Origin of the sequence: Psychrobacter sp. DAB_AL62B (assembly GCF_028895345.1) — a bacterium.
In the GTDB taxonomy this organism is placed as follows: domain Bacteria; phylum Pseudomonadota; class Gammaproteobacteria; order Pseudomonadales; family Moraxellaceae; genus Psychrobacter.
Map to the genome: position 1 here is coordinate 83,712 of NZ_SAXC01000003.1, position 13,059 is coordinate 96,770.

Genomic DNA, 13,059 nt, shown 5'->3' on the forward strand with positions numbered 1-13,059 from the left:
GATTGAGCTATTAGAACAAAGCGTTGATGAAGCGCTTCATATGTATTTTAGCGTCCTTGAGCATTAGCCATATTGGCTTCATTCATCTCAACTTTATACACCAAACGTAGATAATCTAAATAGTCTTGTAGCTGATCCTGACCTAAATTATCACGAATAATGGCTGCTGTTTGCGCTCTTTGCGCATCAGATAGCGGTGACTGTTGCTCTGTTTTTATACGGTCACCAACCAATAATGTTGCACCCATTTCCGTCTCGCTAGCAATTGCCACGACACCATTATCTGCTGCTTGCTGACTAAACGCTAAGCCACGCTCTTTTTCTGTCAATTGCGTGGTTTGACGGTTGACACTGCCTAACGCTTGGAATTTAACAGGCTGTTTACCGATATCGGCAGTGGTTTTAATACCAGCTGCTAATTTTTTAGCGTCTTTTAGCGCAAGTGCGGTGGCTTTTTGCTGACGTAATATTTGGGTGATTCTTGGCGTAGCCGCTGATAAAGACAATGTTTTAGTAGGACGATAATTACTTGGTTGTATCCATACCGTACCATTACTAACCTCAATACCTGCTGTGACGGCTTGGTCTTGAATGGTAAACTCGTCAAACGCTTGTTTTATCACCGCTGGTTGCGATAGGACAGATTTATTGTTTTCTTTACGGTAATCTTTGAGACGTTTTAATGGCACATTTTCTTGCTGAGCGATATCTTCAATACTGAAACCATCTGCCGCTAAATCATTAATAGCGGTCACTTTATCAGCATAAATTTCCTGACGTTTGTATTCTTTTGCTTTCGCCGTCAACTCTTCACGCATACTTTCTAAACTTGGTATTTTGCTACCATTATCTTCAGTTACCGTAAATATCTGATAGCCAAAGCTGGTCTTAACAGGTGCGCTGACATCACCTACGCTTAAGCCTTCTAGCGCTTTTTCAACCGCTGCCGCATCATTGCCAAATACTGATGGATTAAAGAGCCCTATATCACCGCCAGTTTCCCCTGATGGGTCATCTGATTCTGTTTTAGCAAGCTTGGTAAAAGACTCTCCTTTAGCAAGACGGGCTTTAACTTTATCTGCTCGAGCCTTGGCATCATTACCTGTCAATAAAATCTGGCTAATTTTACGCTCATCGACGACAGCAAGACTCTGTTTATAAGCGGCATATTGCTGCTGCAAATCTTCTGTCGTGACCTCATTAACTTGGATAGTTTGAGGGCTAAGCTGTAGATAGGCTAAATCTACCACTGCCGCACTTTTTAGCGTGTCTTTATTGGCATCATAATAGGCTTGTATGTCATTTTTGCTTAATTTAACTTGACCGACATAATCTTGCCAGTTAAAACGATGTAGCCAAATATTGCGCGATTCTAGCTGTAAGTCAATCAGTTGACTGACCGCTTGCATAGGGTATGCCGCTGTACCAACAATGCTGGCGTTGAGCTGATCAAGGCTTAGCTGATTACGAAACTCTGTAAACAGCTGGTCTTTGGTCATATTACGCTGACGCAAAAAGCTTGCAAACTGATCGTTTGAAAACTCACCGTTTTCATCTTTAAAGATTTCTTCTTGGCGCAAGAGACGATTAATAGTGTCGTCAGAAACGGTCATACCAAGTTTACCAGCCTGCTGCTCTAACAAGGTGCGATCGATAAGACCTTTTAACACCTGTTCGTGTAGCACATCTTCATTTAATAGACTGGCATCATCAACTTGCTCTAAAAGCTCGGTACGACGGTTATTTACAGCAGTCTGGTACTCTGATAGTCCCACACTAGCATCACCTACCTGAGCGATTTGGTTGGGATCAACCCCACCTCCAAAGTAGCTTTCGACACCCAATAGAGCGAGCGGCGATAGGCATAAAATCAATAAAATGCGACCTGGCCAGCTTTTTAAGAAATCGCGCAATTTATCCATAGTTATCTCTGCTTTATTAACCTATATTGATGAAAGACCATTGTAATACTATTAATAATATCAACGCTCTACAAGCTGGCAATGGTAAGAAAATGGTAAAAATAAGAAAGGGTGCATTTTATTATTGTCGCTCAAGATGAATAACATCGCCTTTATTTGATCAACATCTCTATCGCGCGCCCTATGATACGTGATTTTTAATGCAGACTCAAAATATTCACACGATATAATACAAACTATAGCACTAAAAAAAGCACCTAATATCTAGGTGCTTTTTTGCTGCTTCATTTATAGCTTAGCTTATAAGTTAAACCATAAGTGAATTTCTATTGTGTCACTGCTAACAAACGCTGTTTTTATTCGTGTATCACGTCGTCAACTGCGCATGTTTATCAATAGAATGGCTTAGTTCAAGCGCTCTTTTAAGTTTTTACCAGCTTTAAAGCTTGGTACTTTGCTAGCTGGAATGCTCAGCTCTTCACCAGTCTTAGGGTTACGGCCAGTGCGAGCCTTACGGTCTTTTACACTGAAAGTACCAAAACCAACAAGTGAGATGCTATCGCCAGCTTCTAGAGCTTCGCCCACGCTTTCCATAACAGCATTCAAAGCATCACCAGCTTGAGTTTTATTTAGACCACTTTTTTCAGCGATGCTATCAATTAATTCTGACTTATTCATAAAATTTCCTTCAAGTTTTAGGGGGTAAAAAACGCTCACGCCAAGTATTGTATCGCTCTCAGAGTACTTAAGCAATAAAAACCACCTGACTCACGCATAAACAGGTTTCGCTTTGTTAACGTCTTTATATCAAGGCTGCATAAGGAGCGCAAGCGATTTTACATATATTTGTGCACCTTACTACGTATTTAACACCCAATGTTACTTAAACATTCTGCAGTTTCGTGACAAGATCGCTATTTTATATTCTGGTGTATAAAACCCTAATGTAGTGATTTTCATCTATTTTATCTTTGAATACAAATTAGCAAGTATGGCTCAAGTGTGGATATCGCCTAATCCTAATGCTTTAATTAGAGGAATAATTGTCAGGTAATAATTTAGCCACTGACAGAAACTAGCGTTACTTTTTATTATAAAGACGGTACTATAAGCGAAATCTCATTGTACATTTTGGGTCGTTTTTGATCCTTGCTTGTCCTTTTATCTTTAACTTGAACAATAACAACGGATTATTTACATGAAGCGTTCTACGTTGTCTCACTCTTTTCTTAATGTCATTTTGGTGTTTATCGAATCGGCGCTGACCCTGCTGTTACGTTTAGATCCAGAACTCCGTAAAGCCGCTTATCCGCTTGCCAAGCAAGGTACTGTCGTCGCCCTTAGATTATATCTACCGCATGTGGAGGTATTCGCCACCTTCAGTACCAAAGGCGTGTTATTGGATGACAGACTCCCTATCGGGCGTAGCGAGCCTGACGTCGTCATCAACGCTTATAGCATTCAAGTGATTAATGCCATCACTACTCACGATAGCGAAACGACTGAGAAGCTACAAATGCGCGGTGAATCTGTGCAAGTACAGCTGGTAAAGCAATTTATCATGCAACTTGGCCTAGGTAGCCTGATTCAAGGTTTGATTAAAAAGATTAAGGGCGGCAAAAGCAAGCCCAAGCCTTCTGACGCTGAAAAGGCGGATAAAAAAGAGAGCTATAAGCTGCGGATTAAAGAACAGCAAACCCAAATCACTACCTTAACCATTAAAAACCGTGAGCTTGAAACGACTGTCAAAGAATTACAAAGTAAGCAAAAGACCTTTATTATTACAACGATAGTCGCTACTGTCATCGCTATTGCAGCTATCATCGCATTGTTTGTGATGAACTAACGCTTATTAAGCAATGTTATATATAAACCTTTGAGAGTAAGTAATGGGCTTTAATAGCGTTTAATATGATTCAGAAATATTAAGCGCTTTTTTTCGCTTACTTGTTTTGTCATTGTTTTTTTCATCCTGCTAAGCTTTAAAATATAAGCAGTAAATCAGACAATGATTATAAGTATCTCATACGCCTTTGAAAATCACATTTTCTGATATCTCTTCTCCTTCTTTTACCGGTCGTTTTCTTACCATTGTTTTTATCAATCATCGTAATAAGTATGACTAACCATTCAACCACACTTTAATCTTGACTAAATTACTCGGGATTGAGTATAATTACCTTATCGTTGCACACATCGGGTAAACCATCTGTTGTTTAATAACGATAAAACACCACTTAGTCGATAGATGATTTTTATTAGAAGTTTGCTTATTGCACATAAATGATGTGTTTTTAACAGCTACTTCAAATAGCTAGCTTTTAATAATACGACGAGACTAAGATCGTTGTTAAATAAACTTATCATTAAAAGGTTTGGAGATAACACATGCGTTTGACTACTCGAGGCAGATACGCCGTTACCGCTTTGCTAGATTTGGCACTGCAAACTAGCCAACAAGAGAGTGCTGTATCTTTATCTGATATTGCTAAGCGACAATCGATATCGATATCTTATCTCGAACAGTTATTTTCAAAACTACGTAAGCGTGGTTTAGTCACGAGTATTCGCGGGGCGGCAGGCGGCTATCATTTAGCCAAACCACTTGATCAGATAGATGTGATGAGTATCATCTCTGCTGTCGATGAATCGGTTAACGCGATGCAGTGTGAAGGACGCGGCGACTGTCAAAGTGGTACAATGTGCCTCACTCATGATTTGTGGTGTGCCTTATCCAATCATGTTGAGCAGTACTTGAAAAATATAACATTGGCGCAATTGTTAGATATGGAGCACGTGCAGTCAGTGTCAGACCGCCAGCACACATTTTCTTCGAAAGATATTTCTATAAAAGACATCAATACTATTACTTTATCGACCAGCGAGGCAAACCCAGCATGAGCCAACATAACAAACTTATATACTTAGATTATGCCGCCACTACGCCAGTTGCTAAGTCAGTCGCTGCCAAGATGAGCGAGTATCTGACGGTAGACGGCATCTTTGGTAACCCAGCATCACGCTCGCATGGCTATGGCTGGCAAGCTGAAGAAGCAGTTGAAACGGCACGTGGGCAAGTTGCTGACGTCATCCATGCGGATCCACGCGAAATCGTCTTTACTTCTGGTGCAACAGAATCTGATAACTTAGCCATTAAAGGCGCCGCACATTTTTATCAGTCTCGTGGTAAGCATATTATTACCAGTAAAATTGAGCATAAAGCGGTACTAGATACTTGCCGCGAGCTTGAGCAAGAAGGTTTCGAGATTACTTATCTTGAACCACAGCCAAGCACTGGCATGATCTTACCAGAGCAAGTGAAAGCCGCATTACGTGAAGATACGATTTTAGTATCACTCATGATGGTCAATAACGAGCTTGGTACGATTACGGATGTTGCTGCTATTGGCGAAATCACTCGTGAAGCGGGTGTTATCTTCCATGTTGATGGCGCGCAGTCTGTTGGCAAGGTGCTTATCAACCTTGAAGAGATGAAAATAGACTTAATGAGCTTCTCAGGTCATAAAGCATACGGTCCTAAAGGTATTGGTGCACTATTTGTCAGCCGTAAGCCACGTATTCGTCTAAAAGCAGAGCAACATGGCGGTGGTCATGAGCGCGGCATGCGTTCAGGTACCTTGCCTACCCATCAAATCGTCGGTCTTGGTGCAGCCTTTGCCTTAGCCAATGAGCGTTATCAAGAAGACCACGATCACGCTGCAAAATTACGCCAAAAGCTGTGGGATGGTTTACAAGATATTGAAGAGATTTATCTAAACGGTGATTTAGAAAACAGCGTTCCTAATATTGTAAATATCAGCTTTAACTTTGTTGAAGGCGAATCGCTCATGATGTCGCTAAAAGACTTAGCCGTATCATCAGGTTCAGCCTGTACGTCAGCGACGCTTGAGCCATCATATGTATTGCGGGCTATCGGTCGCCCAGACGAGTTGGCACATAGCTCGATTCGCTTTAGCTTCGGTCGTTATACGACTGAAGAAGATATTGATACAGTTATCACCCAGATGCATCAAGCCGTTGACAAATTACGTGCCCTATCGCCACTTTGGGATATGTATCAAGAAGGCGTTGATTTAGACTCAGTAGAGTGGTCTGAGCATTAAGATTTATTTAATAGTAAAATAACGATATGGTTATTAAATATAGCCATTAGACGATCAATCAAACAATTATAAACTTAGTGTTTGACCCCAATTATCGATGAGTAAGTAGACATTAAAAGTTAGTAAGTTACTAATCTAAGATACTGCTCATCATCTAACTAGGAGAAAATCCCATGGCCTATAGTGACCAAGTTATTGATCATTACGAAAACCCACGCAACGTTGGCAATCTTGATAAAAATGCCAAAAACGTTGGTACCGGTATGGTCGGTGCCCCAGCCTGTGGCGATGTGATGCGTCTACAAATTCAAGTTGATGATAATGGTATCATTGAAGATGCACGCTTTAAAACCTATGGCTGCGGCTCAGCAATTGCTTCAAGCTCACTTGTCACTGAGTGGTTAAAAGGCAAAAGCTTAGACCAAGCTGGCGAAATTAAGAACAGTCACATTGCTGAAGAACTAGCATTACCACCAGTAAAAGTGCATTGCTCTGTCCTTGCAGAAGATGCCATCAAAGCCGCTATTAGCGACTATAAAGGCAAGCATGCGGCGGCTGAAGCCTAGTCGTAGTCAAAACGACCAGCTATATTGAGTATATGTGTAAGCAGCTTAATATATATTGTTTAGCAACTTGCTCTTTGTATCAAAGCGCACGCTGCCAAAAAGCGGCTAACGCCAAGGAGGTGACAATGACGCTTATGTAATTGTCACCTTTTATTTATTTTAAACGGTTTATTCGAATTATCTTGGCAAGCGCTTTATTTTTGCCAACTTATATAAAGTATTTATTCAGATTTTTTATCTCTATTATTGATAGTCAATAGGAGTTGGCATGATTGAAATGACAGAACGCGCCGCTCAGCATGTTCGAGATTTTTTGGACAATCGCGGTAAAGGTGAAGGTATTCGAGTCGGTATCCGTACAGCAGGTTGTTCGGGTTTGGCTTATGTTTTAGAGTTTGTCGATACGCCTGATGAAAATGACACGCGCTATGAAAGTCGTGACGTTAGCATTTTTATCGACCCTAAAAGCTTGGTATATTTAGATGGCTTGTTGATGGATTATGAAAAAGAAGGTCTAAACGAAGGCTTTAAATTCACCAATCCCAATCAAAAAGGCGAATGTGGCTGCGGTGAATCCTTTACGGTGTAAGATTTTTTATTGAATAAGATAGAAGTCCTCAAAATAATAAATAAAAATGAAGGCATATGATATGACAGACAATACTCCAGAAGCACAGTTTGACAACTTCTTTGCCCTATTTGAGCAGCCTGTACAATTTGACATCATTCAAGACAGCCTTGATCAACGTCTACGTCTCCTGCAAAAACACTATCATCCTGATAATGTCGCAAAAAATGTGGCAGATAATGCAAAAGCAACGCAGCAGTCTGAGCAAGCGTCGGCACTTATTAATCAAGCCTATCAGACGCTCAGTGCGCCTGATAGCCGCGCCAGCTACCTGTTAGATATGGCAGGTCAAGCGCAAAATGTAGAGCATTCCATCGCAGATTTGGACTTTTTAGAAGATGCCATGCAAATGCGTATTGATTTAGACGATGCCATTGGCGATAAAGATATATCAGCGCTGCAGCAGCTACACCCACAGATTACAGAACGCCTAGCTAAGCAGTCTGCACGTTTTAATAATGCTTACCAAAACCAAGACTGGCAAGCGGCAATTGATGCGACCCAAAAACTGAAGTTTTTAGTCAAATTGAATGCAGATATCACTATTGGGCTTGATGAGGTCGCAACTACTCAGCATTTAGATGATGATGATTTATATGTTTAAACTCTTTGTTTTGACCGCCATCATTTTTAATTACAACTGACTTAGTCCAACTTCAAATATGCATAGTGGTTTTCTTATGCCTAATGACTTTTTATAGAAGTATCTGATTATTATAGAAGCACTTTAATTTAAAAACAGTTACCAACACAGTGAATGACTACTTATTTAAAACCGATGGTTAAAATAGTACCAACTATCCCGTATAATCACTTACTTTAAATACCCTTAACTGCTGATTTCTACATTAGAATATTTATATCGTGCTGATATTTGATAGAAAAAATGCAGTGGTTAAATAATAGTAGCCTGCATGTTGTATTTGTTCCATTTCACTTATTCATTTTATCTTTGAGTTGTCTTATGTCCTTATTGCAAATTGCTGAACCCAATCAAAGTACTCGGCCTCACCAACATCGTTTTGGTTTAGGAATTGACCTTGGTACGACGCGCTCATTGGTCGCTGTAGTGCGTTCAGGTAAGGCGCAAGTTTTGCAAGCAAGCACAACGACTGATACCTTATTGCCTTCCGTGGTTTATTATCCAAGCACAGGCAAGCCACTGGTTGGGTACGAAGCACTCTCTCATCTAGCAGATGATCCAAAAAATACGATCATCTCGGCTAAGCGCTTTATGGGTCGTAGTCAAGCAGATATCAAATTCTCACACCCTTATGAGTTAAGTGGTGACAAAGATGCGATGCCAGCGTTTGTTACCGCCCAAGGAGAAGTATCTCCCGTTGAGGTTTCAGCGCGTATTTTAGCAGCACTTCAACAGCGTGCTGCTAACGCATTGCCTGACGAGAGCATACAAGGTGCTGTTATTACTGTGCCCGCTTATTTTGATGAAGCGCAACGCCAAGCGACTAAAGATGCAGCTCAAGCGGCGGGTATCAATGTACTGCGTCTATTAAATGAGCCTACCGCTGCCGCTGTAGCTTATGGGCTTGACCAGCCTACCGGCATTGATAGCGAAAGCCATTATCTAATCTATGATTTAGGCGGCGGTACTTTTGATGTGTCTATTTTAAAACTGAATGATGGCGTCTTTGAAGTATTAGCAACGGGTGGTAATAGTGCGCTCGGTGGCGACGATATTGATCGCCTCTTAACCAATTGGCTCATCAAAAAATTACATATCGACCCTAAAGATGTGAGCCTTCATGATAAATCGATACTTGCCCAACAAGCCAAAGCGTATAAGCAAGCATTGACTGACGTTGAGCAAGTTGATATTGACATCATCGTCAATGAGCAATCTTATCAAGGTGTCTTGCGCCGTAAAGATTTACTCACTATCGCAGCACCAGTAAATAGCCGCACATTGAGCGTCTGTGAACAAGTATTACGTGACGCTAAACTTTCTAAGACAGACTTAGATGAAGTTATTTTGGTTGGTGGCTCTACACGCATGCCTGCGGTTCAGCAAGTCGTTACGGAGTTTTTTGCCAAGCAGCCGCTTTGCCGTCTCAATCCAGATGAAGTGGTTGCCTTAGGCGCAGCACAGACAGCGCATCAATTGGTCAACGGTGATAGCGATAACAATCTATTGCTATTGGATGTAACGCCGCTATCGCTCGGTCTTGAGACCATGGGCGGTCTGGTTGAAGTCCTTATACCGCGTAATACGCCTATTCCTGTCAAAAAACGCCAAATCTTTACCACTTATCAAGATGGTCAAACGGGCATGGTGATTCATGTGGTGCAAGGCGAGCGTGAGACAGTAGATAACTGCCGCTCACTTGGACGCTTTGAGCTTTATGGTATTCCGCCCATGAAAGCTGGATTTGCTCGTATTGAAGTGACTTTTAGTATTGACGCTAATGGGCAGCTGACAGTGAGTGCACAAGAAACGACGACCAAAACAGAAAGTAAAATTGAGATTGTGCCCTCTTATGGACTGTCTGATGAGCAAAAAGAGCAGTTGCTGATTGCAGGCTTTAAATACGCTGAAGAAGATAAAAATGCCCGTTCATTGATTGAAACCAAGGTCGAAGCGGAACGTGAAATACTAGCACTGCAATCGGCACTGATCGATTTTGGCTCCTTACTTGCAGAAGAAGCTAAGCAGTCTTTAGCGCAAACTATGCAAGACTTACAAGCTGCACTTTGTACAGATGATTTAACTGTGATTGATGCAAAAAAGCTCGCACTCAAACCGCATAGCGATGCCTTTGCCGCTCTTATTATGAATCAGAGCGTCAAAACTAGTATGGCAGGCACTAGTGCAAAAGACTGGTAACAGACATGTTTAGGAAGAAGCTTAGCAATTATATTGAGCTCACCTCTTATATTTTTAGATTTTATTTTAAATTGATTAGCACTGGACAAATACCTTATGCCAAAAATTACTATACTACCCCATCATGAAATTTGCCCTGAAGGCATTGAAGTCGAATTAGAAGCAGGCGAAAACTTATGTAAAGCACTGCTCGAAAAAGGTATCAAGATTGAACATGCTTGCGAGATGTCAAAAGCTTGTACTACTTGTCATGTCGTGGTCCGTAAAGGTTTTAATAGCTTGGATGAGATGGATGATATCGAAGCTGATTTACTCGATCGCGCTTGGGGCTTAGAGCCTGACTCACGATTATCCTGTCAGGTGATGCTTGATGATGAAGATTTAACTATTGAGATTCCTAAATACACGTTAAACCATGCCAAAGAAAACCACTAAATAATAATAACTTACCTATGAGCGTCGTTAGCGAGATGGTTTGATATATTAAGAAGATAACGTTATATGAAAAAAGCCAGTTATTATTAATAACTGGCTTTTTTCTATTTTTAATGCTCAAAAACTATATTCTCTAAGCCCATGTGGTCAATTCAAAATAAAAGATGGTTACCTATAATGATGTTATCAGCCTTCACTTACTTATGACGTTGACTTTCCTGCTTACTCGCTTTAGTAATCTCAAGCGTAATCGACTTCTCTTCTTGCTCAATACGCTCAAGCGCAATATTTAAGCGATTTCGAATATCTTGATAATCGTTATCTTGCATGTCTCTAAAATTCAGGTGGAGGTTAAAACCCGGTAGTGTATGATCCACCCATTTCGACAACTTACCTTTATTCGCATCTGGGTCGAGTACTTGCCAGGCGCTTACTTTACTATCAAAGCCTTTTAACTGAAAAGATCCAGCATATTCACAGTCGTAATCATGAGAGATATAGTCATGGGTACGCTCACTAATAAATATCTCACTCTTACCAGCGACTGCTTCAAGTCTTGAGGCAAGGTTGGCTTCTTTGCCAATGAGCGTATAGCTGAGACGATTATTACTACCAAAGTTACCGACATGGCAATAGCCCGTGGTAATGCCAATACGTATATACAAGCCTTCAAAGCCCATAAGCCGCCATTTCTGCCTTAAGGTGCGCATCTCACGGCGCATATCTATTGCCATAGCGACACAGTCTAATGCGTCTTGACGTGGGCCACGGCTATCTGGCTCACCAAAAAAGCACACCATACCATCGCCGATGAACTTATCTAATACTGCACCATGTTTATTGGCAATTAAAGTCATACAGTGCATATAGGTATTTAAGATATCAGCCAAATTATCAGCGCTTAAGCTATCAGACAGTTCCGTAAAACCGACGATATCTGAGAACATAATCGTCAGCTTAGCCCGCTTATTAGAGACACTCACGGGGACGTCTGCTTTTACAATAGGTTCCCAGATTTGCGGTGGTACAAAACGTGTTAATTTATTAATAACGGAAACCATGGTGTTTAATCGCTCAGTCGCTTGCTGAGCACGGCCTTCGTAATGAATATAATCATGATATACGCGACGAAAATGACACAAGATTACAATGATAGTTGCCAATAATATGACGGAGGTTATCCAGTCTTCATGACAATCTATTTCATTGATACTTAAAGTGACGCTAACATAATAAAAAATAATGACGGTGACTACTGATACCGCTATCAGCTTTAGATGATTTTCGGGGCTACTAATAATAACACGCAGCCCTATTAGCGCCGCCAAACTCAGTGAAATTATAGAACAAAACTGTATTGAGCCAATGACCACAGATAATAAAATAATAACGATATTAGACGTCCAAAAACTTGTTTGGCGGCGGTAGTTATAAATTAGGATCATGAGACTAGGTAGGCAGACAACGACGAGAAGCGCCATCGAAGTTGGACTGAAGTCAAAATGCACGGCAAGCAGAATAACGCTTAGTATTAAAACAAAGACTTCCGGATAGTCAAATCGATAGGCATCCTTACCTTGTATAGATTTTTTTGGGCTTAATATATCTAAAAATGCCATGGTCGATATTCGCTTAAACTAGAAAACCATCAGAAGTATCAAGAAGAATGAAGAAGAATGAAGAAGAATGAAAGTGTGTTTATAAAAAGTTGATTATATAAGTAGTTACTAAATCTGTATATTATACCTCTTTATTGCCATAGCACCTATGTCACTCATAACCGAAAGCATACCACTTATCATTCATCTTGCTTTAAAACTAATCTAAATAGAAATTGTGACACCTAATACCTAAAACAAAGACAAAAAAAGCCAAATAATAAATATCTGGCTTTTTTGGTAGGTCGCATTTAAAGAAGAGTATTAGAGACCGTCAATTAAGACTTTATTACATTTGCCAATCAAATGGCATTTGATGATGACCACGTAGTGCCATCATTAAAGTCTGCTGCATCTGTGCCAATACCTCTTTGCTATAAGGAACAGCAGGCACGCCCCATACTGGATTTGGCCATTGCATATCGTTTTGATAACGAACGATATGATGAAAATGCAATTGTGGTACTTGATTACCGAGCGCTGCTACATTCATTTTATCTGCTTGAAAAGTCTTGGCAAGTTGGCTTGATAACCAGCTCGATTCACGCAAAAACTGCGTTTGGTCAGCCTCAGATAACTCATACAATTCTTTGATACCTGATACACGCGGCACTAATATCAACCAAGGGAACTGACAATCATTGATTAAACGGCAGGTAGATAATGGAAAATCACCCACTAAAAAACTATCGGCAGCAAGTTTATGATGAAGTTGGAACATAATGACGGTTCTCTTGTTATGGAGCTTAAGTAAAAGGAAATAAAAAAGTAAAATGCAATAAGCTAAAAATCAGGGGTTAAAAATATAGTGTCGCTATTTTATCAGTTATCCAGCCGATAAAATAGCGACATAAGCCATTGGCTTTGCGTTACCTAGCTAACCT

General features: G+C 40.5%; 12 protein-coding genes. 8 read left to right on the top strand and 4 right to left on the bottom strand.

Features of this window, described 5'->3' with window-relative positions:
* Positions 1–47: 47 nt before the first annotated feature.
* Both EPB74_RS05515 and EPB74_RS05520 read right to left on the bottom strand, forming a co-directional pair.
* Positions 48–1,922: a SurA N-terminal domain-containing protein gene (locus tag EPB74_RS05515; RefSeq protein ID WP_274903234.1), complete on the bottom strand. Its 1,875-nt coding sequence runs from the start codon at positions 1,920–1,922 to the stop codon at positions 48–50.
* Between the two features lie 405 nt (positions 1,923–2,327).
* Positions 2,328–2,639, bottom strand: coding sequence for an HU family DNA-binding protein (locus EPB74_RS05520; RefSeq protein ID WP_227516667.1), 312 nt, complete (start codon positions 2,637–2,639; stop codon positions 2,328–2,330).
* A 481-nt stretch (positions 2,640–3,120) separates the two neighbouring features.
* Between EPB74_RS05520 and EPB74_RS05525 the strand changes: the two genes are divergently transcribed.
* From EPB74_RS05525 to fdx, 8 genes are all read left to right on the top strand, one after another.
* The gene (locus EPB74_RS05525) at positions 3,121–3,768 is read left to right on the top strand and encodes a hypothetical protein (protein WP_274903236.1); all 648 of its coding nucleotides are present in this window, start codon (positions 3,121–3,123) and stop codon (positions 3,766–3,768) included.
* Between the two features lie 542 nt (positions 3,769–4,310).
* Entirely contained in the window at positions 4,311–4,823 is a 513-nt protein-coding gene (locus EPB74_RS05530) for an Rrf2 family transcriptional regulator (protein WP_079692171.1), read from the top strand.
* The gene (locus tag EPB74_RS05535) at positions 4,820–6,046 is read left to right on the top strand and encodes an IscS subfamily cysteine desulfurase (protein WP_079692172.1); all 1,227 of its coding nucleotides are present in this window, start codon (positions 4,820–4,822) and stop codon (positions 6,044–6,046) included. Before EPB74_RS05530 ends, EPB74_RS05535 begins: the two co-directional genes overlap by 4 nt.
* 173 nt (positions 6,047–6,219) lie before the next feature.
* Positions 6,220–6,612, top strand: coding sequence for a Fe-S cluster assembly scaffold IscU (gene iscU / locus EPB74_RS05540; RefSeq protein WP_079692173.1), 393 nt, complete (start codon positions 6,220–6,222; stop codon positions 6,610–6,612).
* A 268-nt stretch (positions 6,613–6,880) separates the two neighbouring features.
* Complete coding sequence (iscA, locus tag EPB74_RS05545; RefSeq protein WP_025653020.1) at positions 6,881–7,201, top strand: iron-sulfur cluster assembly protein IscA; 321 nt, start codon at positions 6,881–6,883, stop codon at positions 7,199–7,201.
* A gap of 61 nt (positions 7,202–7,262) precedes the next feature.
* Positions 7,263–7,844, top strand: coding sequence for a Fe-S protein assembly co-chaperone HscB (gene hscB / locus EPB74_RS05550; protein ID WP_079692174.1), 582 nt, complete (start codon positions 7,263–7,265; stop codon positions 7,842–7,844).
* A 360-nt stretch (positions 7,845–8,204) separates the two neighbouring features.
* Positions 8,205–10,082 (top strand): Fe-S protein assembly chaperone HscA, encoded by a 1,878-nt coding sequence (hscA, locus tag EPB74_RS05555; RefSeq protein ID WP_274903239.1) that lies wholly within the window; start codon positions 8,205–8,207, stop codon positions 10,080–10,082.
* Between the two features lie 96 nt (positions 10,083–10,178).
* Complete coding sequence (fdx, locus tag EPB74_RS05560) at positions 10,179–10,517, top strand: ISC system 2Fe-2S type ferredoxin (RefSeq protein WP_274903240.1); 339 nt, start codon at positions 10,179–10,181, stop codon at positions 10,515–10,517.
* A gap of 197 nt (positions 10,518–10,714) precedes the next feature.
* Here the strand turns inward: fdx and EPB74_RS05565 are convergent, their stop codons facing one another.
* Positions 10,715–12,136 (bottom strand): adenylate/guanylate cyclase domain-containing protein, encoded by a 1,422-nt coding sequence (locus EPB74_RS05565; RefSeq protein ID WP_274903242.1) that lies wholly within the window; start codon positions 12,134–12,136, stop codon positions 10,715–10,717.
* A gap of 328 nt (positions 12,137–12,464) precedes the next feature.
* Positions 12,465–12,896, bottom strand: a complete 432-nt coding sequence (locus EPB74_RS05570) for an HIT domain-containing protein (RefSeq protein WP_011513989.1) — start codon at positions 12,894–12,896, stop codon at positions 12,465–12,467.
* Positions 12,897–13,059: the final 163 nt, after the last annotated feature.

Coding starts and splice junctions, on each gene's coding strand:
- EPB74_RS05515 (WP_274903234.1), bottom strand. CDS start 1,922: ATGGATAAATTGCGCGATTTCTTAAAAAGCTGGCCAGGTCGCATTTTA.
- EPB74_RS05525 (WP_274903236.1), top strand. CDS start 3,121: ATGAAGCGTTCTACGTTGTCTCACTCTTTTCTTAATGTCATTTTGGTG.
- EPB74_RS05530 (WP_079692171.1), top strand. CDS start 4,311: ATGCGTTTGACTACTCGAGGCAGATACGCCGTTACCGCTTTGCTAGAT.
- EPB74_RS05535 (WP_079692172.1), top strand. CDS start 4,820: ATGAGCCAACATAACAAACTTATATACTTAGATTATGCCGCCACTACG.
- iscU (WP_079692173.1), top strand. CDS start 6,220: ATGGCCTATAGTGACCAAGTTATTGATCATTACGAAAACCCACGCAAC.
- iscA (WP_025653020.1), top strand. CDS start 6,881: ATGATTGAAATGACAGAACGCGCCGCTCAGCATGTTCGAGATTTTTTG.
- hscB (WP_079692174.1), top strand. CDS start 7,263: ATGACAGACAATACTCCAGAAGCACAGTTTGACAACTTCTTTGCCCTA.
- hscA (WP_274903239.1), top strand. CDS start 8,205: ATGTCCTTATTGCAAATTGCTGAACCCAATCAAAGTACTCGGCCTCAC.
- fdx (WP_274903240.1), top strand. CDS start 10,179: ATGCCAAAAATTACTATACTACCCCATCATGAAATTTGCCCTGAAGGC.
- EPB74_RS05565 (WP_274903242.1), bottom strand. CDS start 12,136: ATGGCATTTTTAGATATATTAAGCCCAAAAAAATCTATACAAGGTAAG.
- EPB74_RS05570 (WP_011513989.1), bottom strand. CDS start 12,896: ATGTTCCAACTTCATCATAAACTTGCTGCCGATAGTTTTTTAGTGGGT.